The sequence below is a fragment of the Mesorhizobium yinganensis genome, assembly GCF_040081985.1.
Lineage (GTDB): Bacteria > Pseudomonadota > Alphaproteobacteria > Rhizobiales > Rhizobiaceae > Kumtagia > Kumtagia yinganensis.
Map to the genome: position 1 here is coordinate 1 of NZ_JBEBMH010000009.1, position 25,924 is coordinate 25,924.

The 25,924-nt window shown below is 62.6% G+C and carries 22 protein-coding genes; 14 read left to right on the plus strand and 8 right to left on the minus strand.

The genetic code is table 11. The features are described 5' to 3' along the window. Positions 1 to 180 precede the first annotated feature (180 nt). The 3 genes from ABMA59_RS17445 to ABMA59_RS17455 all read left to right on the plus strand — a co-directional run bounded on the left by ABMA59_RS17445 (position 181) and on the right by ABMA59_RS17455 (position 3,526). Positions 181 to 1,806 (plus strand): hypothetical protein, encoded by a 1,626-nt coding sequence (locus tag ABMA59_RS17445; protein WP_349006657.1) that lies wholly within the window; start codon positions 181 to 183, stop codon positions 1,804 to 1,806. 174 nt (positions 1,807 to 1,980) lie between these two features. Next, positions 1,981 to 3,167 (plus strand): IS3 family transposase gene (locus ABMA59_RS17450; protein WP_425475935.1). Its coding sequence is split into 2 segments (ribosomal slippage): positions 1,981 to 2,242 and positions 2,242 to 3,167, totalling 1,188 coding nucleotides; the frame shifts between segments, so codons are not numbered across the junction. A 101-nt stretch (positions 3,168 to 3,268) separates the two neighbouring features. Continuing rightward, positions 3,269 to 3,526, plus strand: a complete 258-nt coding sequence (locus ABMA59_RS17455) for a hypothetical protein (protein WP_349006659.1) — start codon at positions 3,269 to 3,271, stop codon at positions 3,524 to 3,526. A 10-nt stretch (positions 3,527 to 3,536) separates the two neighbouring features. Here the strand turns inward: ABMA59_RS17455 and ABMA59_RS17460 are convergent, their stop codons facing one another. Further along, on the minus strand, positions 3,537 to 5,489 hold the full coding sequence (locus ABMA59_RS17460) for an LTA synthase family protein (RefSeq protein WP_425475936.1): 1,953 nt from the start codon (positions 5,487 to 5,489) through the stop codon (positions 3,537 to 3,539). Between the two features lie 208 nt (positions 5,490 to 5,697). On the opposite strand from ABMA59_RS17460, the gene fabD reads away from it, so the two are divergent. The 8 genes from fabD (at position 5,698) to gmk (ending at position 14,180) form a co-directional block, all read left to right on the plus strand. Beyond that, positions 5,698 to 6,639, plus strand: coding sequence for an ACP S-malonyltransferase (fabD, locus tag ABMA59_RS17465; RefSeq protein WP_349006661.1), 942 nt, complete (start codon positions 5,698 to 5,700; stop codon positions 6,637 to 6,639). A gap of 58 nt (positions 6,640 to 6,697) precedes the next feature. Further along, on the plus strand, positions 6,698 to 8,620 hold the full coding sequence (locus tag ABMA59_RS17470; protein ID WP_349006662.1) for a beta-galactosidase: 1,923 nt from the start codon (positions 6,698 to 6,700) through the stop codon (positions 8,618 to 8,620). A 76-nt stretch (positions 8,621 to 8,696) separates the two neighbouring features. After that, entirely contained in the window at positions 8,697 to 9,434 is a 738-nt protein-coding gene (fabG, locus tag ABMA59_RS17475) for a 3-oxoacyl-[acyl-carrier-protein] reductase (protein WP_349006663.1), read from the plus strand. 211 nt (positions 9,435 to 9,645) lie between these two features. Then, entirely contained in the window at positions 9,646 to 9,882 is a 237-nt protein-coding gene (locus ABMA59_RS17480) for an acyl carrier protein (protein WP_308057390.1), read from the plus strand. Positions 9,883 to 9,919: 37 nt separating this feature from the next. After that, positions 9,920 to 11,182, plus strand: a complete 1,263-nt coding sequence (gene fabF / locus ABMA59_RS17485; RefSeq protein WP_349006664.1) for a beta-ketoacyl-ACP synthase II — start codon at positions 9,920 to 9,922, stop codon at positions 11,180 to 11,182. 99 nt (positions 11,183 to 11,281) lie between these two features. After that, the gene (gene mltG / locus ABMA59_RS17490; RefSeq protein ID WP_349006665.1) at positions 11,282 to 12,454 is read left to right on the plus strand and encodes an endolytic transglycosylase MltG; all 1,173 of its coding nucleotides are present in this window, start codon (positions 11,282 to 11,284) and stop codon (positions 12,452 to 12,454) included. 179 nt (positions 12,455 to 12,633) lie between these two features. After that, positions 12,634 to 13,524 (plus strand): YicC/YloC family endoribonuclease, encoded by an 891-nt coding sequence (locus ABMA59_RS17495; RefSeq protein WP_349006666.1) that lies wholly within the window; start codon positions 12,634 to 12,636, stop codon positions 13,522 to 13,524. Between the two features lie 2 nt (positions 13,525 to 13,526). Further along, on the plus strand, positions 13,527 to 14,180 hold the full coding sequence (gmk, locus tag ABMA59_RS17500; RefSeq protein WP_349006667.1) for a guanylate kinase: 654 nt from the start codon (positions 13,527 to 13,529) through the stop codon (positions 14,178 to 14,180). A 52-nt stretch (positions 14,181 to 14,232) separates the two neighbouring features. Here gmk and rsmA read toward each other — a convergent pair whose 3' ends face one another. The 7 genes from rsmA to ABMA59_RS17535 form a co-directional block, all read right to left on the minus strand. After that, positions 14,233 to 15,063 (minus strand): 16S rRNA (adenine(1518)-N(6)/adenine(1519)-N(6))-dimethyltransferase RsmA, encoded by an 831-nt coding sequence (gene rsmA, locus ABMA59_RS17505; protein ID WP_349006668.1) that lies wholly within the window; start codon positions 15,061 to 15,063, stop codon positions 14,233 to 14,235. Further along, positions 15,060 to 16,076 carry a 4-hydroxythreonine-4-phosphate dehydrogenase PdxA gene (gene pdxA, locus ABMA59_RS17510; RefSeq protein WP_349006669.1) on the minus strand — a complete coding sequence of 339 codons (1,017 nt, stop codon included), beginning with the start codon at positions 16,074 to 16,076 and terminating at the stop codon, positions 15,060 to 15,062. Before pdxA ends, rsmA begins: the two co-directional genes overlap by 4 nt. A 97-nt stretch (positions 16,077 to 16,173) precedes the next feature. Next, a complete protein-coding gene (locus ABMA59_RS17515; protein ID WP_349006670.1) occupies positions 16,174 to 17,112 on the minus strand; it encodes a peptidylprolyl isomerase in 939 nt (312 codons plus the stop codon). Between the two features lie 102 nt (positions 17,113 to 17,214). Further along, positions 17,215 to 19,524 carry an LPS-assembly protein LptD gene (locus ABMA59_RS17520; RefSeq protein ID WP_349006861.1) on the minus strand — a complete coding sequence of 770 codons (2,310 nt, stop codon included), beginning with the start codon at positions 19,522 to 19,524 and terminating at the stop codon, positions 17,215 to 17,217. Positions 19,525 to 19,664: 140 nt separating this feature from the next. Further along, on the minus strand, positions 19,665 to 20,753 hold the full coding sequence (lptG, locus tag ABMA59_RS17525) for an LPS export ABC transporter permease LptG (protein ID WP_349006862.1): 1,089 nt from the start codon (positions 20,751 to 20,753) through the stop codon (positions 19,665 to 19,667). After that, positions 20,747 to 21,946 carry an LPS export ABC transporter permease LptF gene (gene lptF, locus ABMA59_RS17530; protein WP_349006671.1) on the minus strand — a complete coding sequence of 400 codons (1,200 nt, stop codon included), beginning with the start codon at positions 21,944 to 21,946 and terminating at the stop codon, positions 20,747 to 20,749. The genes lptG and lptF overlap by 7 nt, the downstream gene beginning before the upstream one ends. A 235-nt stretch (positions 21,947 to 22,181) precedes the next feature. Continuing rightward, on the minus strand, positions 22,182 to 23,039 hold the full coding sequence (locus ABMA59_RS17535; protein ID WP_349006672.1) for a phosphatase PAP2 family protein: 858 nt from the start codon (positions 23,037 to 23,039) through the stop codon (positions 22,182 to 22,184). A 242-nt stretch (positions 23,040 to 23,281) separates the two neighbouring features. Between ABMA59_RS17535 and ABMA59_RS17540 the strand changes: the two genes are divergently transcribed. From ABMA59_RS17540 to ABMA59_RS17550, 3 genes are all read left to right on the plus strand, one after another. Next, positions 23,282 to 24,775: a leucyl aminopeptidase gene (locus ABMA59_RS17540; protein ID WP_349006673.1), complete on the plus strand. Its 1,494-nt coding sequence runs from the start codon at positions 23,282 to 23,284 to the stop codon at positions 24,773 to 24,775. A gap of 10 nt (positions 24,776 to 24,785) precedes the next feature. Beyond that, a complete protein-coding gene (locus ABMA59_RS17545; protein WP_349006674.1) occupies positions 24,786 to 25,235 on the plus strand; it encodes a DNA polymerase III subunit chi in 450 nt (149 codons plus the stop codon). Positions 25,236 to 25,296: 61 nt separating this feature from the next. Then, positions 25,297 to 25,920, plus strand: coding sequence for a hypothetical protein (locus ABMA59_RS17550; RefSeq protein WP_349006675.1), 624 nt, complete (start codon positions 25,297 to 25,299; stop codon positions 25,918 to 25,920). The last annotated feature ends 4 nt before the right edge of the window (positions 25,921 to 25,924 follow it).

Below are 25,924 nucleotides of genomic sequence, written 5' to 3' on the forward strand. Positions count from 1 at the left end.
AGTCCGGTTCGGCGCGAGATGTCGCGGATCGAAAGATGGTCTCGGTAGTGCCAGCGTCGGATGACGCTCAATAACTCCATGTCGATCACTCCGATGTCCCCCACACAATCCGTGTGGGAGGAGCTTCAAACATGGGTCAATTCTCGATGGAAAAACCTCCGTCGACTGGGTCACTTCTCAGTGGAAATCAACAATCTTCGCTCCTTCTTTGAGCAGGCAATCGCTCAGGGTCAGTTTTGGCCGCTCACGCCGAAAAAGAACCTCTATTTGGTGCACGCGGTTCCGAAGCCGCTTGTGGCTTCACCCAAGGATCCCAAAGAGAAGCCTGTCTTCAAGTTCAGCCAGGCCCTGACGGTGGAGCCACGCGTTACGGGTGGGATAGCGACCGTGCTGCACGATGCTGAGCTACGAGTCCATCGCGCCAGCACAGGACGCATCGATGTATACGCGGAGTGGGACGAGCACTCCGACGGACCCGGGCTCCCTGTTTTTCCGAGGAAGGAACGGCGGCAGCACATCTGCTTCAGTTCGGATATCGACCTTCCAGACCTGACAATCGCGCCGGACGAGTCCCACCTCACGGTCGACTTCGCCAAGCGTCACGAATTCCCTACCACCAAACACTATGCCGTGAGGTATCACATGGTGGCGACCACCAGGTACCGCGAATACTACGATCCCCAGTTCACGGCGGATTCCGCGAATATCACGATCACTTCGGAGAAATCCGACGTCTTCCACATCCTCAACACCACTCCGCCGCCGGCTCTCGAAGTCGTTTATGTGCTTCCGATTCTGATCTGGGAGGACCCGGCAATTGCGCAGCCTTCTGGCTCGTGGGAGAGCCTCGTCGTCGAGCGAAAAGTCCGTCGAGGGCTCCGGGTTTACATGCGTCGAAACTGGTTTTTGTCGGGAGAGGACGAGCGGCTAGGGGTCGTCTTCGCGCAGAAAGCAAGTTCGACGGCAATTGCGATCGACGCCGATCCTGAACATCAAGTGGCCGTCACGCAATGGGGAACCAATCCTATCTGGCTAACCAAGGCACTCGATCGCCAACCTACAGTCGACGATGCCGCAGTCGATGCACAAATGCGCTTCTCGGGAATCAAAATAGCCAAGAAAGGGACGATGGCCGCGATGGCCGCGCAGCGTGATGTCCCCTCCTCAATGGCGGCCGATGACGAGTTAAATGCGAACTCGCCTTTACTAAAGTTGAGGCGGGCTGACGATCAGGTTGAACTGCCACCAGGAGAGATCGAAACCGTCAACGTGGCAGCTTTTCCCGTTTACTGCGACTTCGACAAAGATCTCGACTACGCTGACGTCGAGTTCGGGGAGACGGCATCCTACTCGCCCATGGTGAAATTGGCCCTCGCGCGGTTTCAACCGCACTCGGCAGCGTACGCCCACCTCTCACCAATTACCCACTGGGTGTTCCAGTCAGTTTCACCCGAGCGCGTGCTGGCCTACGGCATCGTCACAGAAATGAACGAAGACCCACTTCGTCCCACTAAGCAACTGAGATTCACGATTGCAGGCATTGCGCCCGGCGACTCGCGCTTGGGATATCGTGAGAACAGTCTGGAGGTTCTTCTCTTCGACGGTGAAACCCCGGTGTCAGAATCTCAAATTCCATTGAGCGTTCCAGACAAAACACATGGTTTCCGAATTCCCATGAGTTTCCTCGAATCCCTCAAGCGTCCAACGGTCCAAATAAAGGAGTTTGAGCACGTCGGCGGAGATACCCCTCGGCTCGCATTTGTGTACACAGCAGCGATCGATGTCGATGCAATTGATCAAATCTGATGGTTGAGCCGCAAACCAAGCGGAAAGATTGATCCAGACGCCAAGCTACGGATGAGGGTTTTCAATGGGTTTCACCGAGCGTTCGATAAGGGTATCCGTTGTATTCGCATTGCTGTGACCCCTTTGATGTCGACCAGATGAGGCTAGAGTCCGGACCGCAAGAAGGACCGGACAATGAAGCGATCGAGGTTTTCAGAAGAACAGATCATCGCGGTGTTGCGCGAGCAGGAGGCGGGAGTTCCCACGGCCGATGTCTGCCGCAAACACGGGATCAGCAGCGCAACTTTCTATGCCTGGAAGGCGAGATATGGCGGCATGGATGTGTCGGATGCAAAGCGGCTTAAGGGCCTGGAGGAAGAGAATGCCAAGCTGAAGCGGCTTCTGGCTGACGCCATGCTCGACAACGTCGCCTTGAAGGATTTGCTCTCAAAAAAATTCTGACGCCCGTCGCCAGGCGGGAGGCTGTCGCTCATCTCGAGACGACCTACGGGATGAGCGAGCGGCGGGCGTGCCAGGTCATCTGCGCGGATCGCAAGATGATCCGCTACCGGTCACGGCGACCGGCTGATGCGGTGCTGCGGCTGCGGTTGCGTGAGCTTGCGGGCGAACAACGACGCTTCGGCTATCGGCGGCTGCATGTGCTGCTGCGCCATGAAGGGCATGTCGTGAACCGCAAGAAGACGCAGAGGCTCTACCGGGAGGAGGGCCTGTCGGTGCGAAGGCGACGTGGCCGCAAGCGCGCCACGGGAACACGGGCGCCGCTCCTGGTCGAGACAAAGCCGAATGCGCGCTGGTCGATCGATTTCGTCCACGACCAGTTCGCGTCGGGGCGTCGGTTCCGCATCCTGAACATCATCGACGACGTGACGAAGGAATGCCTGGCGGCAATCCCGGACACCTCGATCTCGGGGCGGCGTGTGGCGCGGGAACTGGCCGGCATCATCTGCTGGCGGGGCAAGCCCGGCATGATCGTCTCGGATCACGGGACCGAGTTCACCTCGAACGCCATGCTCGCCTGGACGCAGGCGGCCGGTGTCGCCTGGCACTTCATCGCGCCCGGCAAGCCGATGCAGAACGGCATCTGCGAAGCCTTCAACGGCCGCATGCGCGACGAACTCTTGAACGAGACCCTCTTCTACGATCTCGATCACGCACGATCGGTGGTCGCCAAGTGGGTCACTGCCTACAACGAGCGACGACCGCACTCGGCGCTCGGTTACCTTACTCCCGCGGCCTATGCCGCGACCCTGACCGCAACGCACGATCGGCTGCGCAACCCCGACCAGCTCCGCCGATCGTCCGTTGCTCAACCGGCGCACATGCGCCAATCTCAACCATGGACTCCAGCCTCAGCCGGATGACAAAACGGGGTCACAGCAACGGCACAAGTCAAACATTCGGCGCAAGCAGTACATTCCTCGGCTCGGACTATGGATCCTATGGCTTCCTTAGCGAGAAACGCATGGGTTCTACGGAATCAGGTGCTGCCATCAAGCAGGTCAATAGCTGGACATCGACTGTCTGTGCCGAGCTGAAGCAACAGGACGTGCAAATCTTCACAATCCTGCTGGGCGCCAGCCCTGCCGCCTCCGACCTTACGCTCTACAAGAACTGCGCGTCCAAGCCGGAATACTTTTTCCCGACCAATGATTCCGCCAAGCTGAAGGAAATCTTCAACGCGATCTCGAGCATCATCGCCGCCCTGCAATTCACCGGCTGACGACCGACGCTCAGACCGGCGGCGGCATCGGCCTGACGACCTTCTGCGATTCCGGGAAGAATTTCGCCTCGCCGAACCGCTTGCCGAAGATCAGATCGTACTGGAGATAACGGAAATCCCGGATCAGCGGGTCGACGGTTTCGGTCCGCGCCCAGTTCGGCGTCGCTTCGCCCTCTTTGGCGACGAGCATGTTGCGGTCGACGGCGTCGTAGCGGTCGCGCACTGCGCCGAGGAAGCCGGTGTAGTAGGGATGGCTGAAACCCGCCGTGCGCATCAGGTAGAGCGGCAGGAAGGCCGGGCTGATCGAGCCGATGTTTTTCACCGCACCGCCGCGGTTCGACCACACGACCAGCGGCGTCTCATGCTCTGCGGCAAGGGTCTCGACCGGCGCGTTGCGGTCGGCGACGACGTCTTTCATGAAACCCGTCTCGGTATAGACCGGCCCGAGCGGCGGCAGATGATCGCCGAAGAAGGCGATAACCGTGTGCCGCTCGCGTTTCTCTGCCCACGCAATCAGTTCGGCGAGGCTCTTGTCGGCGTCGGCGGCGCCGGTCGCATAGGTCTTCAGCGACCCCTGTGAAACCGCGCTGATCGGACTTTTCACGTCGAGCGTGGAGTCGGGATAGCGGTTCGGTTCATAGGGGCCGTGCCCCTGCAAGGTCACCGCGAAATAGAAGAAGGGCCGGCTCGCCCGGTCCGCGCTGTCGATGATCTCCTCGATGAAGGCCGTGTCCGCTGCCAGCGGCCCGCGTTTCTCCAGCACAGGCAGCGTCTCTTCCGAGAGAAAACGGTCGAAGCCGAAATCGCCATAGACCGTCGCCCGGTTCCAGAACCATCCGGCATAGGGATGAAAGGCGCGCGTGTCGTAGCCCTCGCTTTTCAGGAATTTGGCCAGCGAAGGCATCGGGGTGCGGACATATTGCTGGTAGGGGATGCTGCCGTAGGGCAGGAAGGCATTGGAAAAACCGGTCAGCGCCTCGAACTCGACATTGGCGGTCATGCCGCCGAATTCGGGCGACAGCATATTTCCGGATTGGAGTGCGCGCACGGTGGGAATCGGATCGGGCGTGATCGTGGTCTTCGGCAGCCGCGTCGGATCCCAGAAGGATTCGCTCATCACCATGATGATGTCGGGCCTGTCCTCAGGCACGACCACTGGCGCCAGTTTCTGCCCGAGGATCGCCTTCATGGCGTCCTCCGAATAATCCTTCGGCGCGCCGACCTTCGCCATCGGCACGTTGAGCGCGAAGGCTATGGCAAAACCGTTGCTGTTGTAGTTTTCCTTTTGGTCCCACATCACCGGCGAGATCTGCAGCCGGTCGCGTGCCCAGGAGAAGGTCGCGTAGTCCATGATCGAGCCGAAGAAGATGAGCGCGGGCAACGCCAGCACCAGCCGCGAGGCCCGCGCCTTGAAGGTCAGCCGCGGGGCACGCTTGCAGCGGAAGCGCCACGCGGCCACCAGAAACGCGACAGCCGCGATTGCAGCAAGCGTGAAGCCGATCGCAGCGACCGGCCGCTGGCGGACGAGAAGCGGCATCAGCTCGACGATCTGCCGCGCATAGAGGAAGTCTGTGGGATAGAGCGGATCGCCGAGATAAAACGCCTTCTGGTGACCGACGAAGGCGAGCCCGATCGCCACCGGCGCGATCACGAACAGCGCGTGATAGGGCCGCCCGAGCAGAGCGTCGAAGAACACGATCAGCAGCGCAAACAGCGCCACCGTCGTCCAGCCGGGCCGGAACGGTTGCTGGAAAAAGTCCAACGTCTGCGCCAGCGAGCCGCGCGCGACCAGTTCAACGGCAAACACCAGCAGCGCCGCGACCAGCAGGGTGACCAGCGTCGAGCCGCAGAATCGCATGGTGCTCCAGCGCTTTTCCGGAGTGTCGCCACCTGCCGATCCTTGCTGCCGAAACGGCTGCGATCTCCGCGTCTGAAAACCCAAGGCGCGCTTCCCCGAACTCATGGATGGGCGACTGTCATGCACCCGTCACGGTAATGTCATCCTCGCGTCACAAAAATCCAGAGCCTGTGACCAAATTTAGAAGGATTTTCAGCGCCGGCAAAAGAATCTGGAGAGAAGGATGCGACCGATTGTCCCTTGCCGGTCTTGACTTTGGCGGCGCCCTCGCGCGACAGGGCTAGGCAAGAAAAGCAGCAAGGACCGGACTGCCATGACGATCGTATTCACCTTCCCAGGCCAGGGAAGCCAGGCTGTTGGCATGGGCAGGGACCTTGCAGAGGCCTTTCCGGAAGCGAAAGCGGTCTTCGACGAAGTCGACGAGGCGCTGGGGGAAAAGCTCTCGAAAATCATCTGGGAGGGGCCGGAAGACGCGCTTACCCTGACCGCGAACGCACAGCCGGCCCTGATGGCGGTGTCGCTGGCTGCGTTGCGTGCGCTGGAAGCGCGCGGCTTTTCGCTGAAGGACAAGGTGTCCTACGTGGCCGGCCATTCGCTTGGCGAATATTCGGCTTTGGCAGCGGCGGGCATGTTCTCCGTCGCCGACACCGCGCGGCTGCTGCGCATTCGCGGCAATGCCATGCAGGCGGCTGTTCCGGTCGGCGAGGGCGCCATGGCGGCCATCCTTGGGCTAGACCAGGATTCCGTAGAAGCCGCCTGCGCCGAGGCGTCGGAAAGCTCGACATGCCAGATCGCCAACGACAATGGCGGCGGCCAGTTGGTCATTTCCGGCGCCAGGGCCGCGGTCGAGCACGCCGCGAAGCGCTGCACGGAAATGGGAGCGAAGCGGGCGCTGATGCTTTCGGTCTCGGCGCCCTTCCACTCGGCGCTGATGGCGCCCGCCGCCGATGCGATGCGCGAAGCCCTGGCGAAAGTGACTAAGACCCATCCGTCGGTGCCGGTCGTTTCCAACGTCTCGGTCCAGCCCCTGTCCGATCCCGAACTCATCGCAACGCGGCTGGTCGAGCAGGTCACCGGCCGGGTGCGCTGGCGCGAGACCGTCGAATGGTTCGGCGCCCGCGCGCCGGTGACATTGTACGAAGTCGGCGCCGGCAAGGTGCTTTCGGGTTTGGCCCGCCGCATCGACCGCGAGATCGCCACCGCCAATATAGGCACCCCGGCGGATGTCGAGGCGGCGCTGGCTGCATTGGGCTAGCAGGGCTGGTCCTCCAACTCCGGCAGCCGTGCTGGCAGAAACCCCTGGGGAACCGAACATGCTCGGTGTCTGCTACTATCCGGAACACTGGCCGGAAGCGTGGTGGCCGGATGATGCGCGGCGCATGCGCGAAATGGGCATTTCGTTCGTGCGCATTGGTGAGTTTGCCTGGTCGCGGCTTGAACCAAGCCGCGGCGCCTTTGATTTCGGTTGGCTCGATCGCGCTATGGATGTGCTCGGCGAAGCCGGGCTCAAGATCGTCCTCGGCACGCCGACCGCGGCGCCGCCCAAATGGCTGATGGACGAGCATCCCGAAATCGCACCCATCGACGAGCAGGGCCGGTCATACGGCTTCGGCGGCCGGCGGCATTACAATTTTTCGTCCGACGTCTGGCGAGGTGAAACCCGTCGCATCGTGGAGACGATCGCCCGGCATTTCGGGCAGCATCGGGCGCTGGTCGGCTGGCAGACCGACAATGAATATGGCTGCCACGGGACGGTGTTTTCGTGGGGGCCGGAGGACTTGAAGGGGTTCCGCGACTGGCTGCGTCGCCGCTACCAGACTGCTGACCAACTTAACGAAGCATGGGGCAACGTCTTCTGGTCGATGGAGGTTCGCCGTTTCGACGAGGTGCCATTGCCGGCGATGACGGTGGCGGACCCAAATCCGGCGGCGCGGCTGGATTTCTGGCGTTTCAAGTCGGACGAGATCGCCGCCTACAATCTGATGCAATGCGAGATTGTCCGCGCGCATTCCCCCGGACGCTGGATCACCCACAATTTCATGGGCTTTTCCAACGGGTTCGATAGCTGGAAGGTCGGCAACGCACTCGATTTCGCATCCCACGATTCCTACCCGCTCGGGCTCGCCGAATCGTTTCTGCCCACCGAAGAGGAGCGTTGCCGCTGGGCCGAGACCTCTCATCCCGACATCGCGCCGTTCAACCACGATCTCTATCGCGGCATCGGCCGAGGCCGATTCTGGGTGATGGAACAGCAGCCCGGACCGGTGAACTGGGCGCCGTGGAACCCCGTGCCGAAGCCCGGAATGGTGCGCCTGTGGACCTGGGAGGCTCTGGCTCACGGCGCGGAAGTGGTGAGTTACTTCCGTTGGCGCCAGGCACCATTCGCGCAGGAGCAGTTTCACGCCGGCCTGAACTTGCCCGGCCTTTCCATCGGCGGCCATGAAGCGACGGCTGTCGGCCGCGAGCTCGAAACGATAGGTCGCCTGCCAGAGCCAGGGCAGGCGCGTGTGGCAATCGTCTACGACTATGAGGCTGCATGGGTGTTACGCGTGCTGCCGCAGGGCCAGGATTTTAGGTTCCCGGAACTGGTTTTCCGCTGGTACGAAGCCGCGCGCCGCCTTGGCCTGGACGTCGATTTTGTCGCGCCCGGCGCGGCGCTCGACGGTTATGCGCTGGTGCTGGTCCCGTCGCTGCCGATCATCACGCAGGCTGCGCTCGCGGCGTTGGAGGCGTGCGAAGCCGTGATTGTCTTCGGATCGCGCAGTGGCTCGAAGACCTGGAATTGCGCGATCCCTGCCAACCTGCCGACCGGCCCGCTCGCGGAGCTCACGGATGTGCGCATTACGCAAGTCGCTTCGCTTCGGCCCGGTCTTCATGATGCAGTCGACGGGAATGTCACCGGCAATGCCGTCCGTTGGCGCGAATATGTCGAGACCGACGCCGACGTCCTTGGTCGTTTCGAAAGCGGCGACCCTGCGCTGATCGCGAAAGGGCGCTCTCTCTACCTGGCCTGCTGGCCGGACGAAAAACTCCTTGCATCGGTCATGAAATATGCAGTTGAAGAGGCGGGACTGGAAATGCTGGACCTGCCGGAGCATGTTCGGATCCGCCGGCGCGGCGGATATACTTTTTGCTTCAACTATGGCGGGCCGGATTGGGGCTGTCCGGCGGATGCCAAACTTGTGCTTGGCGAATCTGTCATAAGATCGCAACAGGTGGCAATTTGGGTTAACTGAGCGGAAATCCGCGGTGGGCGATACGGTCGATGGCAGATCGCTTGCAAACAAGATCGACGATATCGGAGACGCAAAAATGTTCGAACTCACCGGCCGCAAGGCGCTGATCACCGGTGCGAGCGGCGGCATAGGCGAGGCGATCGCGCGGGTGCTGCATGCGCAAGGCGCCATCGTCGGGCTCCACGGGACGCGCGTGGAAAAGCTCGAGGCGCTGGCCGCCGATCTCGGTGATCGGGTAAAACTGTTTCCCGCCGACCTGACCAATCGCGATGAGGTGAAGGCGCTCGGTCAGAAGGCGGAAGCCGACCTCGAAGGCGTCGACATCCTCGTCAACAATGCCGGCATCACCAAGGACGGTCTGTTCGTGCGCATGGCCGATGCCGACTGGGATTCGGTGATCGAGGTCAATCTCACCGCCGTGTTCCGGCTGACCCGCGAACTGACGCATCCGATGATGCGCCGTCGCAACGGCCGCATCGTCAACATAACGTCAGTGGTGGGTGTCACCGGCAATCCGGGGCAGGCGAACTATTGCGCGTCGAAGGCCGGCATGATCGGCTTCACGAAATCGCTCGCCCAGGAGATTGCCACCCGCAACGTGACCGTCAACTGCGTGGCGCCGGGCTTCATCGAATCGGCGATGACCGACAAGCTGAACGACAAGCAGAAGGACGCGATCATGGCCGCGATTCCCTCCAGGCGCATGGGCACCGGCGCCGAGGTTGCGGCGGCGGTTGCCTTCCTGGCCTCGGGCGAGGCCGCCTACGTCACAGGCCAGACGATCCACGTCAATGGCGGCATGGCGATGATCTGAGCCGGCTGACGCAAAGTCAGCCCATTGGGCCGCTGAATGCGGCTTTTCGCCTTGGATGCCTTCAAGCTTTCGTGTAATGCGCGATCATACTGGCGGCGGATGGTCAATTCATGACCGTGACCGGCGCGTTCCGGCAAACGTCATCTTTCAGCTTGATTAGCGGCAATCCGCCCGCTAACGAAGACACACAACTTGATACGAGGAAGCCAACATGAGTGACACCGCAGAGCGCGTCAAGAAGATCGTGGTCGAGCATCTCGGCGTTGAAGCCGACAAGGTGACGGAATCTGCGAGCTTCATCGATGATCTGGGCGCGGACTCCCTGGACACGGTCGAACTCGTCATGGCCTTCGAGGAAGAGTTCGGCGTCGAGATTCCGGACGACGCGGCCGAGACCATCCTCACCGTCGGCGACGCGGTGAAGTACATCGACAAAGCCTCTGCCTGATCCGCTCGACATGCCATCAGCGCATCGGGAGACTGCGATGAGGCGTGTCGTGGTTACGGGTCTGGGTCTGCTGTCGCCTTTCGGCGTTGGCGTGGACCATACCTGGGAGCAGATCCTTGCCGGCAGGAGTGCCTGCCGGCGGGTCACGACCTTCGAAGTCGAAGACATCGCTTGCAAGATCGCGCACGTCATTCCTCGCGGCGACGGCAGCGACCACACATTCCATCCCGAGTCCTATCTGGAGCCGAAAGAGCTTCGCAAGATCGGCGACTTCATCCTCTATGGCATCGCAGCCGCTGACGAGGCGTTGAAGGATGCCGGCTGGGAGCCGAAGTCCACCGAGGACCGCAACGCCACCGGCGTCATGATCGGTTCGGGCATCGGCGGCATCGACGGCATCGCCGACAATGCGCTGCTGCTCAAGGATCGCGGCCCGCGCCGCATCAGCCCGTTCTTCATCCCAGGCAACATCATCAATCTGGTTTCTGGCCAGGTCTCGATCCGTCACGGCCTCAAGGGGCCGAACCACGCGGTCGTCACCGCCTGCTCGACCGGCGCGCACGCCATCGGCGACGCGGCCCGGCTGATCATGTTCGGCGACGCCGACGTCATGCTGGCCGGCGGTGCCGAGGCTCCGGTGACGCGACTTTCGATGGCTGGTTTCGCGGCCTGCCGGGCGCTGTCGACAGACCGCAACGAGCAGCCGCAAACCGCCTCGCGCCCCTTCGACCGCGATCGCGACGGTTTCGTCATGGGCGAGGGCGCCGGCGTGGTGGTGCTTGAAGAACTCGAACACGCCAAGGCGCGCGGCGCGAAAATCTACGCCGAGGTTGTCGGCTACGGCCTTACCGGCGACGCCTATCACATCACCGCTCCGGCCGAGGACGGCGATGGCGCCTTCCGGTGCATGAGCGCCGCCATCAAGCGGGCTGGCCTGCAGCCGGCGGACATCGACTACATCAACGCCCACGGCACGTCGACCATGGCCGACACGATCGAGCTTGGCGCGGTCGAGCGATTGGTCGGCAACGCGGCGTTGAAGATTTCGATGTCGTCGACCAAGTCGGCGATCGGACACCTGCTGGGAGCGGCGGGTGCCGCGGAAGCGATCTTCTCGGTGCTGTCCATCCGCGACAACATTGTGCCGCCGACCATCAACCTCGACAATCCGGAACGCGAGACGGCAATCGATCTCGTTCCGCATAAGCCGCGGCAGCGCCAGGTCGATGTCGCGCTGTCGAATTCCTTCGGTTTCGGGGGCACCAACGCGTCGCTGGTGTTCCAGCGCTTCGAGGGCTGACGTCGCGTCGCTTCGGTCTGCCGTGAATTTTGCCATATTCGCGCCTAGTCTCCCCGGCGGGAGATCGGCGCGGCAGTATAGAGGCCCCAGGCTACGGCAATGAGCGAAACTCAAACCAACACTGCCGAATTCGGCCGGCAGGCGGAGCCGCCCAAACCGGCTGCGGCCAAGACGGCCAGCGAGGCGCTTCGTCCTGAAAAGGGAACGCCGCCACCGTCATCGCGGCGCTCGCGCGCCTCGCGCAACCAGATCGTCGTGTTCATGAATCTGGTCGTGTCGCTGGTGATGCTGATGGTCATCGCAGCGGGCGTCGCGGTTTACATCGGCAAGGAGGCCTTCAACGCTCCGGGTCCGGCAACCGTGGCCAAGACTTTCCTGGTCAAGGAGGGCACCGGCACGGCGCAGATTGCCGCGCAACTCGAACAGAACGACCTGATCAGCGATGCGTTGATCTTCCGCCTCGGCCACCGCGCCTATGGAGGTGACGAGACGCTGAAGGCGGGCGAATACGAGGTGCCCGCCGGCGCATCTATGCGCGACATCATAAAGCTGCTGCAGAGCGGCAAGTCGATCATGCATTCGCTGACCATCCCCGAAGGCCTGACGGTCGCGCAGGCGTTGCGGCGGATTGCCGACAATGATGCGCTGAGCGGCGCCATGCCGTCCGAGATACCGCCGGAAGGAAGCCTCGCGGCCGACACCCAGCGCTTCACGCGCGGCGCCGACCGCAAGACGATGATCGCCAAGATGCAGCAGCAGCAGCAGGCCCTGATTGACGAGGTATGGGCGAAGCGCGCGCCCGACCTGCCGCTCGCCGACGTGAACGAGTTCGTCACGCTGGCATCGATTGTCGAGAAGGAAACAGGCGTCGACTCCGAGCGCCCCCATGTCGCGTCCGTCTTCGTCAACCGCCTGCGCAAGAAGATGCGGCTCCAGTCCGACCCGACGATCATCTACGGTCTGTTCGGTGGCGCCGGTAAGCCGGCGGATCGCCCGATATATCAATCCGACATCGAGAAGCCGACGCCCTACAACACCTACGTCATCAACGGGCTTCCGCCGACGCCGATCGCCAATCCGGGGCGCGCGGCACTTGAGGCGGTCGCCAATCCGTTGCAGACGGACGATCTCTATTTCGTCGCCGACGGCACCGGCGGCCACGTCTTCGCGAGTTCGCTCGACGAGCACAACCGCAACGTTGCTCGCTGGCGGGCCATGCAGAAGCAGCAGGACGGTGACGCCGCAAAGACCGGCGACGGTACGGCGCAATAGCGGCAACGCCTCGCAATGGGCGCAGGCAGCCGGTTCGGCTGACTTCATACCCATTCCCTACGGCGCTTGCACGGCTGGACGCGATCCTGTCGACCCGGTATCGGGATGTCTGACATGACGTTATCGCGGAGGCGCCTGACTTCCGGCGTTAGAGTCTTAGCCGGAAGGAATGCCTCTCGATGACCCTTCAAAGCATGACCGGCTTTTCCCGCGCCACGGGCGAGGCAAATGGAACCTCCATTGCCTGGGAGTTGAAATCGGTCAACGGCAAGACGATCGAGATAAGACTGCGGCTCCCGCCCGGCTACGAGCGTCTCGAGCAGGGCGTGCGGCAGTCGCTCCAGAAACGGTTCGCGCGCGGCAATTTCCAGGCGACGCTGACCATCGGCAAGGTTGGCGGCGGTACAACGCAGCCTGTGATCAATGAGGCGTTCCTGAAGGATCTCGCGGGGCTCGCCAAACGGCTTCAGGAACAGTTCGGAACGGCTCCCGCCAGCGCCGACGGCTTGCTTGCGCTGCGCGGCGTGCTCGAACCTGCGGACACGCTGGAGACCGAGGAGACGCGCGCCGGGCTCGACGCGGCCATCTTTGGCACCTTCGAGCACGCCATCGCCGATCTTGCAAAGGCCCGACAAGCGGAAGGGCAGGCAACCGGCGAGTTGCTCCTCGGTCATATCGACGCGATCGAGGCGCTGGTTGCCCGGGCCGAGGCGGATCCCTCGCGCGAACCGGCGTCGATCCGAGCGCGGCTGGCCGAGCAGGTGGCTCTGCTAATGGATGCCAGTGCCGGCCTTGACGAGAGCCGCCTGCACATGGAGGCCGCATTCCTCGCCACCAAGGCCGACATTCGCGAGGAGATCGATCGGCTCACGACGCATATTGCATCCGGCCGCGCGCTGCTCGCCGCCGGCGGACCGATCGGCCGCAAGCTCGATTTCCTGGCGCAGGAATTTAATCGCGAATCAAACACGTTGTGTTCTAAGTCGAATGCGGGGGCGATCACCGCCATCGGCCTGGAGCTGAAGGCGGTCGTGGACCAGTTTCGCGAACAGGTTCAGAATTTGGAGTAGGGATGGAGACGGGACAGCAGATAGCGGGCATTCGCCGCCGCGGCTTGATGCTGGTGCTGTCTTCGCCGTCGGGTGCGGGCAAGTCGACGATTGCACGCAATCTCCTCGAGAGCGATCACGAACTCAGCCTTTCCGTCAGCGTTACGACACGCTCCCGCCGCGGCAGCGAGATCGACGGCGTCCACTATCGATTCGTCTCGCAGCGCGAGTTCGATCGCCTGCGCGATTCGGATGCGCTGCTGGAATGGGCGGAAGTCCATGGCAATTGCTACGCCACGCCACGCGAACCGGTCGAGGCGGCGATGGCCGAAGGCCGCGACATGCTGTTTGACATCGACTGGCAAGGCGCGCTGCAATTGAAGGACAAGATGCGGGCCGACATCGTCTCCATTTTCATCCTGCCGCCGTCCATGACCGAACTGAAGAGCCGGCTGAAGCGCCGCGCCGAGGATTCGGAGGATGTGATAGCGCGGCGGCTCGACAATGCCAGGGTGGAGATCGAGCACTGGCGCGACTATGACTATGTGGTGATCAACCGCGATCTCGACCGCGCGTTTTCGCAGGTCAAGGCGATCGTCACCGCCGAGCGCCTGCGCCGCGACCGCCGGCCGGGGCTGTTCGACTTCGTTTCCGGATTGCTCGACGAGAAAGTCTGATCCTCCGCGCCTGCCAAGGGCTCGGGACGATCGAGCGGAATGGCCCCGTCCTTCAAATCGTGCTCGCCAACCGCACGAACTCTTCCACGCTCAAAGTCTCGGCCCGTCGTGTCGCGTCAATGCCGGATTTTTCCAGCAGTGCCTCTCCGCCCAGGCTTTTCAGGCTCTGCCGCAGCATCTTTCGCCGCTGGCCGAAGGCCGCCTCGGTGATGCGCTCCAGCTTGCGCATGTCGGCGGGCAGGGGCGTCGCGCGCGGTTCGAGATACACGACCGACGACGTCACCTTCGGCGGCGGCGTAAACGCGCGCGCCGGAATGTCGAAGGCGATGTCGGCCTTGCAACGCCAGCCTGACAGCACACCGAGCCGCCCATAGGCGTCGCTGCCGGGCGCGGCGACTATACGTTGTGCTACCTCCTTCTGGAACATCAGGGTCAGCGACCGCCAGAAGGGTGGCCATTCCGCCGGCGTCAGCCAGCGGACCAACAGTTCGGTGCCGATATTGTAGGGAAGGTTGGCGACGATCTTGACCGGCTCGCCTGGCGCCAGCGCCGCCATGTCGGTCTTCAGTGCGTCCGCCGCCACCACTTCCAGCCGACCCGGATAATGCGCGGATATTTCTTCCAGCGCCGCCAGGCAGCGTTCGTCGCGTTCGATAGCCACGACGCGCTTGGCCCCATGCATCAGCAGCGCGCGGGTCAGGCCACCTGGGCCTGGGCCGACCTCGATCACCGTCACATCATCGAGCGGAGCGGCGGCACGAGCCACCTTTCCCGTCAGGTTCAGGTCGAGAAGGAAATTCTGCCCGAGCGATTTTTTCGCCTGAAGCCCGTGGCGTTCGATCACCTCGCGCAGTGGCGGCAGGCCGTCCAGGGTGAGGCTCATGCCACGGTCCGCACCGCCATTTGCCCGGCAAGGCGCAGCGCCGCGATCAGGCTGTCGGGCTTCGCCTGGCCGCTGCCGGCGATGTCGAAAGCGGTCCCGTGGTCGGGCGAGGTGCGGATGAAGGGCAGGCCGAGCGTGACATTGACCGCCTCGTCGAAGGCCAGCGTCTTCGCCGGTATCAGCGCCTGGTCATGATACATGCAGATCGCCGCGTCATAGGTTTTTCGCGCGCGGCTGTGGAAGAGCGTGTCGGCCGGCAGCGGCCCGCGCGCATCGATACCGTCGCGAATCAGCACTTCGACCGCCGGTCGCACGATCCTCTCGTCCTCCATCCCCATCGAACCTTCTTCGCCGGCATGCGGATTGAGGCCGGCGACCGCCAGGCGAGGGCGGAGAATGCCGAAGCGCCGTTCAAGCTCGCCGGCAACGATGCGGCCGATGTCGACGATGTCGTGTTCGGTCAGTTTCGATGGCACGTCGGCAAGCGGGATGTGGATGGTCACCGGCACGGTGCGAAGCTCCGGCCCGGCCAGCATCATCACCGGACGCGACGCGCCGCCGGTCCGGATGTTCGCCAGTTCGGCGAGATATTCGGTATGGCCGGGAAACCTGAACCCGCCATCGTACAGAACCTTCTTGGCAATAGGGGAGGTGACGACCGCCGAGGCACGGCCATCGAATGCGTCCGCGACGGCCCGGTCGATCGATTCGATGATGCCCGGCACATTGGCAATTTCCGGCTTGCCCGGACGATCTGCGAACCGCGCCGCCAGCGGTACGACGGGCAACGCCAGTGCATATGTTTTGCGGGCATCCGCCGGTTCGACCTCTTTGATCGGCACGCCGATGTCGAGGCGTTTTGCCCTGTCCGAAAGCATCGCCGGGTCGCCGAGCAGATAAAAACATGGAACGCCGGCCCGCCGCCGCAGCCAGGCCGCCAATGCGATGTCGGGGCCGATGCCGGCCGGATCGCCGGCCGTAAGCGCCAGCGGCAATTGATGCGGCGAACCCATGAGGAAGCCTGGAGACCCTGTTCGACGGCGCGAAAAGGCATGCACTGCGGCCGCTTCGCAATCATCTTCCGCGCCCGAGAGCGCGGATGCCGTAAAATCAACGCTGGACGATCTTGGCGCGTTCGCGCAATTCGGCCGTGTATTTCTTGTCGAGTTCGCCGGCTTGGTCTTCTTCGCTGCCTTCGGCCTGGAAAACTGACTTCGCGACACGGTCGTCTGAGACTTCGCGGGTGCGGCATATGCCGATGAACTCCACGCCGCGATCCGTTTCCCGGACAGGCGTCGCACCGCCGATCTTGGTAGCCTTGATCTGCTCGGCCCACTCCGTCGGCAACTCGGGCGCAAGCACCCGGCCGAGGTCGCGCACCGTCACATCGATCAGCCCCTTGGCGAACTCGCGGGTGCTGTCGCAGCCGGTGAAGCGCTGACGCATCGCCTCGGCTTCCTTCTTGCGCTTTCCGATCGACCCGCGCTCGGATGCCGGAACGACAAAAATGACCTGCTGCAACATGTATTCGGTCGCCGACGGCTTGTTGCCGCCTTTCTCGAGCATGCGGCGCACCACGTCCTGTTCGCTCATGGTGCCGCCCTGCGCTTTGTAGCGGGACGACAGCGCCTGATTCCACCCTAGCTGGGTACGGATGTATTCCTTGAAGTGCGGCGCGGTCACCCCGGCCTTGTCGAGAACACCGTTCAACTGCGCCGTCGTCATCTTGTTGGATTTTGCGAAGCGGGCGTAGGCTGCGTTGACGGCGTCGTCCGGCACCTTGATACCAAGACGCGCGGTCTCGGCGCGCTTCAGCGTCTGGTCCACCATCTCATCGCCTGCAAGCTGGGTCAGATTGCCCTTCTTGCGCTGCAGCTTCAGGAAGGCGGCGCGGCGCTGGATGTCGTAGTCCGTCACTGGCACGCCGTTGACGACGAATTTGATCTCGCTCGCCGCATGGACGTATCCGCTCACCGGAACGGACATCGCCGCCACCGCGACGAACAGGGCAGCATTCAGCGATAGAAGCGTCTTTCTCACGGAGGCCATCCCAAGGTTCCGTTTCTTTCCCTTCAGCTTTCTTTTCCGGTCGATGCCGGACATCTGGGGCGAAACCATGACGCCCGAGAGAATTGCCTATAACGACGGCAACTATCGGACAAACGAACTTGCGTTCGTTTGTTGGAACGAGGTCGTGCCGTTGCCGATGTCGCCGAGCGTCCGCAGCGAAATGCTGAACCCGAATCGCCGCTCGTCGCTATCGTCACCCTCGACATCGCGCGAATCCGACATGGTGAACGCATAAGCGAAACACTCGTCATCATAGGCGAGTCCGATCGTATCGGAAACCATGGTGTCGGCCTGAAGATCATAGGTTCCGGAACCGAACACGCGCCAGTTTTCGTTGAAGCGCAGCGAAGCTCCAGCGCTGACTTCGTGGCGGTCGTCGGCGTAGCCGTAGAGCGGCTGGGCCTGGATGAAAGTATAATTGCTGGTAAGGCTCAGCGGCCCGCTTACATAACCCGCTTTTGCTTCGGTGCGGCGAAGTTCGAAGGTCTGCTCGTCGAAGCGGCCACTCAGCGAGGCCGACAGCCCGAACGGCGCGGCGAAACCGATAAGACCGACATAGTCCGAGGTATCCGTTTCAAGCCCGGATTCGGCGCCGGCATGGACGAAATCGGGGGAGGCGAAGGAGTTGTCCCCGGCGAGGTGATAGGATTGGCCGAACAGCGCGTTTGTCGCCCAGCCATTGTCGTAGCTGCCAGTGTAGCGAAGACCGATATTGGCGCGGGTTCCACCCTCGACCCGGTCATAGCCGGAGAATTTGTCGCGTTCGAAAAGCGTGGCGGCGTCGAACACGAAGCTTTGGGCGTCCTCGTTCGGTATGCTGTATGCCGAACTGTATCTCTCGTCCGGGCGGGCGAAGAGCTGTGCCATCGGCTCCACCACATGCGAGGAGTTGGCGCTCGAAAACAGGACAGGCCAACGCATTTCCATGCCGGCGGTCGCCATCACGCGGTTGTAGTCGGACCTTATATCCACCGGTGCCATGGCGCCAGGCGTGGTGGCGAGCGCGTTTACGGCGTCGATCGAAGCCTGCGATTGATTTACATAGGTCGTGTCGGCCTGGAACTGCAACAGAGGCGTTACCACCAGCCCGCCATCGGTAATAAAGGAGCGTTTCCACTCGGCCTCGGCAGTTAGCCTGCTCGAATACCCCTCGATGCCCTGGACAAGGTCGTCGCGATTCGTCTCGTTCTGGTCGAAGGTCGAATCGTCGAGGCGCGACCGATAGATGGAACGGGCGTTGACGTCGAACCGCAATTCGCCACCGCCGATGGGCTCGTCGGGGATATAACTGTAGTCGAAGCTCGGCAGCACCCACGGCTGAAAGTCGTCGATCGAGTACGGGCTAGAATCCAGCACGTCCTCCTGAACGTCGAACTTCATCCCTCGCAGATCGAAGAAGTTACGGTCGTTCAAGCCGGTCAGGTAGATTTCCGAACGATGCACGTAGGCCTGGTAGCCTTCGATCCCATAGGTCTTCGAGAAATTCTTGTCGCTCTGGTAGAGGATATCCCAGCCGAACTGCCAGCGCGGATTGATGTCGAAGCTGCCTTTCGATCCTACCATCGCGCGCCAGTGATTGGGATCGCCTGTCGGTCCCGAATTGACGGTGTTCTGGTCGTTGAAACTTCCCGGGTCCGCCTGGTAGATGCCGGCGACCTTGAGGCTGTATTGGCCGTTGTCGAAACGCTGGCGCCATTCGGCCTCGCCGAGGAAACCCTGCTGCGTGTAGCCGGTACCGGTGAGCGTCAGGTCTGTGGTCGGCGAAATCGCCCAATAATACGGAACCGAAACGCCGTAGCCGAGATCGGAGCCGCCGGTGAAGCTCGGGAACAGAAACCCGCTCTTGCGCTTGACCGTGGGGTCGGCAATCTCGAAGGCCGGCAAAGTGGCGATCGGGAAACCGAAGAACTCGAAGCGCGATTGTTCGAAGCGGATCGTCTGGGTCTTGCCGTTCCAGATGATCTTCTTCGCCTTGATGCGCCAGACCGGAGCGCGGTCGGGCTGCTCTTCGCAAGGTGCGCAGGCGGTGTAGACGCCATTGTTGAAGGTCGTCACGAGGCCGCCCTCGCGCTTGGCGCTCTCCGCGGCGAAGTAGGTCTTGTCGATCGTCTCGACACGCAACGCATTGACGAATCCGTCAGCGAAGTCGTCGGTGATGTCGATCTCGTCGGAAAAGACCTTGGTGCCGCTGCTGTCGATGATCTGGACGCCGCCACTCGCCACCAGGCGAGACGTTTTGCGGTTGTAGCTGACTTTCTGGGCGACGAGTTTGTTGCCGGCGTAGTCGATTCGCACGCCGCCGACCGCCGTCACCATGTCGGCGTCGATGTCGTAGACCAGCGTATCTGCCTCGAGCAGCATCTGCGAATCGCTCGGCACGGTGCCGGCCATGCGCTCCGTCAGGCCACTGATGTCCTGCGCCGAAACCGTTCCGGCAAAGCCGAGGCCAAGCGCCAAGGCAATCGCCGTCGTTGCGTAAAGACGCACGATGCGAGCCGGTATGCGGCCGTATGCGGGTGACGGACCCCTCACTAGCCGTCTTCCTTGTAAAGCAGAAACGTAACTCCAAAAAACAAAGTAACCACCACCGGCAACCACGCAGCGACGTAAGGTGGCACGAATCCGGCGTTGCCGAAGGCCCTCACGAGAACTGACACCACATAAAGCAGAAAGCCGGCGACCGCGCCACCCAGAATCATCGTGATCGACTGGCCGAGCCGGGCGAAGCGCATCGACACCGTCGCGGCGATCAGCGTCATCGCCACGAGAAGCATCGGAAGCGCCACAAGTGAATGAAATTGCATGACGAATGCGTTTGCCTTCAGCCCGAAGGAGCGCGCCACCTCTATCTTCTCGGGAAGGTCGAGGAACGGAACCGTCTCCGGCTGCGACAGCCTTTCCTGCACGAAGGCAGGCGTAAGGTTCGTCGGAACCCTGTCTTCCGCCACGGTCTCGATTTTCTGGCCGTCGCGCAGGCGCCTTACGTCGATCAGGTCCCAATATCCGTCGCGCAGATAGGCGCGCTTGGCGTCCCTGCGCTCGACGATGTTGCCGTCCGCGTCGAAGGAGAAGAACGACGCCTCGGCGAGTTCCAGCCCCTGGTTGAGGATCATCTTGGCGCCGATGATCGTGTCCGTGCCGTCGGTCTTCTGCCGGATCCAGGGAACGTCGAAGGCGGTCGGCGCCGTCGGGTTGCCCGCCCGCAAGAATGCCTCGATGTTTTCGGCCCTCGCCAGCCCGCGCGCCGCGATCGGATTGAGCAGGAAAATGGTAAGCAGGCCGATCGTCAGCGCACCCAGGCAGACGGGAAACAGGAACTGCCAGGCCGATATCCCCGCGGCTCGCGCAATCACCAGCTCATATTTGCGGTTGAGAGACACCAGGGTCGCCATTGCGCCGAACAGGCAAATGAACGGAATCACCTGCTGTACGATCATCGGAACGCGCAGAATCGAGATCGCCAGCGCGATCTGCACGGTGAAGTTCTTGTAGGCCGACGTGCGGCTTGAGAGTTCCGTGAAATCGATCAGGAACACCATCGCGAAGATGCCGAGGAAGAACCACGCCGTGATCGTGGCGTAGCGGAAGAAGAAATAGCGGCCGAGCGTCCAGGTCACGATGCCTGCCCCTGTCCCGGCTCGGTGCCGCCCCTTATGCGCAGGAAGGCCATGCGGTCGGCGATGCGGCGCAACCAGGACATCAGCGAATCGGCCCACGTGACCGGCAGTTCCATCGTCCTGTTGGTGGCGATGAACCAGATCGGAATGGCCGATGCGACCAATGGGACGGCGTAGATCAGCGGCACGAAAAGTGGGGAAGTCTGGGCCTGGTTGCCAGTGAAAAAGCCCAGCCAGCGCACAAACAAGGCCAGGGTGAGGGTGGTGACGAGCGGATGGATTCGGCCCTCGCGATGCGATTTCGCGTCGGCGGCCACAGCGAGCCCGATAAGCGCGAAGACGACGGGATAGAGCCACTCCGCCAGCCGCCGGTGAAGTATCGCCCGAAATTCCTGCGGCTTCTTCTGGAACGCGCTATCGCTGGGGTCGGGATCGAGGAGGTAGAGCAGGTCCCTGTCCTTGGCGTACATGCTGCCGTCGCCGGATTTCGCAGCGAACACCGAAAGGTCGAAGGCATAGGAATCGAACCGGATCACCGAGACGTCGCCGTTGGAAGCTTTTCGCTGGACGACGCCGTCATTCATCACCAGCGTCTTGTCGTCGCCTTGTTCGACCACCGAGCCCTTCTTGGCGTAATAGATGAAGTCGACGTCCTCCTGGCGGGAATCCGCGAGGAAGACGCCGCCAAAATCGCCGCCGGGAAGTCTCTCTCCGATCTGGATAAAGAGCCCCTTCTCGATCTGCCGGAACGAGCCCTCCTGAACCACCACGGAAATAAGGTCGGCGCGTGCGTCGGCGAGCAGCCTTCTGAACTCCAGTTTCGAATAGGGATCGACCACGTTCGCAAAGACGAACGAAGTGAGGCTCGCCAGCGCGGCTAGGATCAGGATGGGCTTGACGACGACCCAGCGCGAGGCGCCGGAAGCGTTGATGATCGCCAGTTCCGAGTCGGTGTTCATCGAGGCGAAGGTCTGCGCCACGGTGATGGCCACCGCGAAAGGAAGCACCTCCGGCACGACGGACGGTAGGATCAAGCTGGCCAGGTACATGAAATTGCCGGCACTCTGGCCGTTGCTGGTCACCAGGTCGAGGCGCGGCAGCACCTGCGTTACCCAGACGATCGCCATCGTGCCGCTCAGCGTCGCGATGAACGTCAACAGGCCTTTCATGAAAATGTAGCGCTCGATGACTTTCATCAGCGGAGGAGTTCCATGGACGTCCCTTCAGCGCCGCGATGAACGGAGCGGGTCTAAATTATGCGCCGGCCCGAGACAGTTCAACCGGTGCGGCCCCCGCCACGTTGCCGCGCCATGTCCCTGACAGCAGCATTGTCGGCGAGGCAGGCCTAACAAACCGCCAAGAGTCGCGGTTAACGCTTTATTGCCAACGCAGAAAAAATTTTTGACATTCTGATGGCGGCGCGCCGGATACTCAGGTCCAACTCGCCTTGCGTCGCGGCCATTCCTTCGCTTGCCTCAGCCATCTGCGCGTCTGTCCGGAAATCGTGGAGAGAGTGTCCGCTGCCAGATGAGGACGACCGCTGTGGAGTTTGACGGCCGTCGCTGTCACTAGATGATGGACCGCCAGGGTAACGATGGCCGCGAGCAGCACGTCCGAAAGATAGTGTGCGCCGAAGGCGATACGCAAAACACCGGTCAGCGCGGCGAAACCAGTCGCGAGCCCGAATCCCGTCTTGCGCCAGGCCGCAGGCAGTAGGGGCACGACGCAGAGGAGCCAGGTCGCCGACGCCATCTCCCCAGAGACGAAGGAACAATTCGCGGTGCAGTAGCTGGTGATCTCGCCGGCTGCCACGAACGGAAAATCGCCGCCGAACAGGTCCGTATTAATGGGCCGCGGTCTGCCTGAATATCCCTTCAGGACAACGTTGACGACGAGCCCGACGCCAATCGCATAGGTCCAGACGGCGGTCGACGCTTTCCGGGCCAGCGGGCTCTCGAGCCGCCCGCCGATCATGAGTTTCACAGCGATGCAGAGTCCCAGAGAGATCGCTGCGATAAACGGCAGCGCTTGCAGCACCTGGCGCAGATGGGCCAGATGGGCTCGGGCCGGGAAATCACCGCAGACCAGCAATAGTGCCTGAGCCTGCTTACACGGACGCTCGACGAAGAAGAGCTTGCTCGCCGCGATGTCCAGGGCCGGAAACAGCGAAAATGTCGCCAACGTGACGATCGCGATCCAGGCAAGCGTCCGCCCGCTAAGGACAGGAAGATGTCGAGTTGGCCGCCATGTCGCGAGGTCTGGATGCCGGACGGCGGCTATATCGGTCATGCTTTTCCCAACTCGATCGCTCAAGTTGCCAGTGTGCCGGCGCCTCTGTCCGAGGCGCCGTGCCGCAGTCTTGTGCTCCTGTCTGTTAGCCCGGCTTCCTGACACCCACCTTACAGCCCCGCGACGATTTCGCGACGATTTCACTACGGTGGCGCGTTGGCACAGGTGAAGATTCTTGCCAAATCGACGAAAACTCTCAAAGGTTGCCCGACAAAGCACCTCTTTCCCGGAAATGGATGCCGATGACGCCCAGACCCATCATAAGTTTCGCCAGGCTTGCTCCTCCCAAGAAGGGCGTCGCCGTCGTGCTGGCCGGCGATGGAGACGGACTGAGCGAGGCGGCCAAGGCGTGCGACCCCGGCAATGTCCTGCCACGCGCCTTCGACGTCTCCGAATTCAAGGCCAAGTTCGGAAGCGCGGTCGACGTGATCGCTCCGGAGAAGTCGCCGCTCGACCGGCTGATCGCCGTCGGCGTCGGCAAGGCCGCATCCCTGGCCGAAACATGCTGGTGGCGGCTTGGCGGCTCCATTGCCGCGCAGGTGAAGAAAGCCAAGGAGGTCGCTGTTGTGGCGGAACTGCCCAGCGTCACCGTCGGGCCGGGTGAGGCTGCGACCATCGCGGCCGGCATTCTGCTGCGCAATTACAGTTTCGACACCTACAAGACCAAGAAGGATGATGCCAACGGCGCGACTTCCGACAAGCCGGCGCGCATCGTCATCCAATGCGCCAATCCAACGGCGGCCAAACGCGCCTTCGCCGAGGTTGAGGGCACCGTCAACGGCGTCCTGCTGGCGCGCGACCTCGTCAACGAACCGGCGAACATTCTCGGGCCGGTGGAGTTCGCCGCGAAGGCTTCCGAATTGAAGGCCCTCGGCGTTACGGTCGAGGTACTGACCGAGAAGGAGATGCGCAAGCTGGGCATGAATTCCCTGCTCGGCGTGGCGCAAGGTTCCGTGCGGCCACCCCGGATGGTGGTGATGCAGTGGAACGGCGGCAAGCCCAAGGACAAGCCAGTGGCCTTCATCGGCAAGGGCGTGGTTTTCGACACCGGCGGTATCTCCATCAAGCAGGCCGCCGGCATGGAAGACATGAAGGGCGACATGGGGGGCGCGGCTGCCGTCACCGGCCTGATGCATGTGCTGGCCGCGCGCAAGGCCAAGGCCAATGTCGTCGGCATCATCGGCCTCGTCGAGAACATGCCGGACGGCAACGCCCAGCGCCCGGGCGACATCGTCACGTCGATGTCGGGCCAGACCATCGAGGTCATCAACACCGACGCCGAGGGCCGGCTCGTGCTGGCGGACGCGCTCTGGTATTGCAACGACCGCTTCCAGCCGAAATTCATGGTCAATCTGGCGACGCTGACCGGCGCCATCATGGTCGCGCTCGGAAACGCCTATGCCGGTCTGTTCTCCAACAATGACGAGTTGTCGGAGCGACTCACCGCCGCCGGCCAGGTGACGCAGGAGCGGCTGTGGCGCATGCCGATGGGCGCCGAATACGACAAGATGATCGACACCAAGAACGCCGACATGAAGAACACCGGCGGCCGCCACGCCGGTTCGATCACCGCGGCCCAGTTCCTGCAGCGTTTCGTCAAGGACACGCCCTGGGCGCATCTCGACATAGCCGGCACCGCAATCTCGTCGCCGGCCACGGAGATCAACCAGTCCTGGGCCTCGGGTTTCGGCGTCCGCCTGCTCGACCGTCTGGTGCGAGACCATTACGAGAGCTAAAGACTTCGGCATGGCCGACGTCCTCTTCTATCACCTGACCGAATCGACGCTTGAGAATGCGTTGCCGGCGCTTCTGGAAAAGACGGTGCAGCGCGGCTGGCGGGCGATCGTCCAGACCGGCAGCGAGGAGCGGCGAGACGGTCTCGACATCCATCTGTGGACCTATCGCGACGATTCGTTCCTGGCCCACGGCACCGACCGCGAACCGCATGCCGATGCCCAGCCGATCCTCCTCACGGTAACGCAGGACAACCGCAACGCCGCGTCGATCCGTTTCGTCGTCGATGGCGCTGCGCCGCCGCCGGCGGAGGCCTATGAACGAATGGTTTTCATGTTCGACGGCCATGACGCCGCGCAGGTCGAGGAGGCGCGCAGCCAGTGGAAAGTCCAGAAGGCGGCCGGTCACACGGTGACCTATTGGCAGCAGACGCCGGAACGCCGCTGGGAACGCAAGGCGTGACATTCGTGGCCATTGAACTGCACCTCTTGCGCGGCAGCGCCAACATGGCGATTGACGCGCCATGCTGATGCGCGTCGTCTTTTTCATCGTCCTGCTGATCGGTGCAGGCATTGGCTTGGTCTATCCTTGGGCCATCGGCCGTTTGGGCGCCCATGAGATCGGCACCTGGCGCGTGCAGGATGCCGCGGGCGGATTCCGTTCGGCAGAGGTACGCCTGAGCTCCGCCGACGCGCCGGTAAAGGCGGTGCTCGACGTGGCGGCGGTCGTGCCGCAGGGTTTTGATGCCGGCCAGAGCCTGCTCACCATCACCGCCGCCACCGAAGGCCGCACGGTGCTTGCCGAATCGCTCGGCTTGGCACGCGCCGAGAAGCGTGAGGAATCGCCGCAGACCCATCAGCAGCTCTATCGGATCGAAGCCGGTGCGATCCCTGAAATCAGCGACGGCGCCTATACCTTCACCGTCGGTCCGGGCGACGCGGAGGGCGTGCGACTGTCCTCGGTCGACCTGAACCTGACCGGCGGGGCCGGCGCTTATGATGAGCGGGCGCAACCCGTCGGCTTCTCCATCATGGCGATCGGTTTCATCGGATTTGTGCTGTCGTTCCGTCGCGGCGGGCGCGGCGGCGGTGACGGAAGGCCGCAGCCGCCAAAACCGCGCTGGGGCAGGGACGCGGCACAGCCCTGAAGGC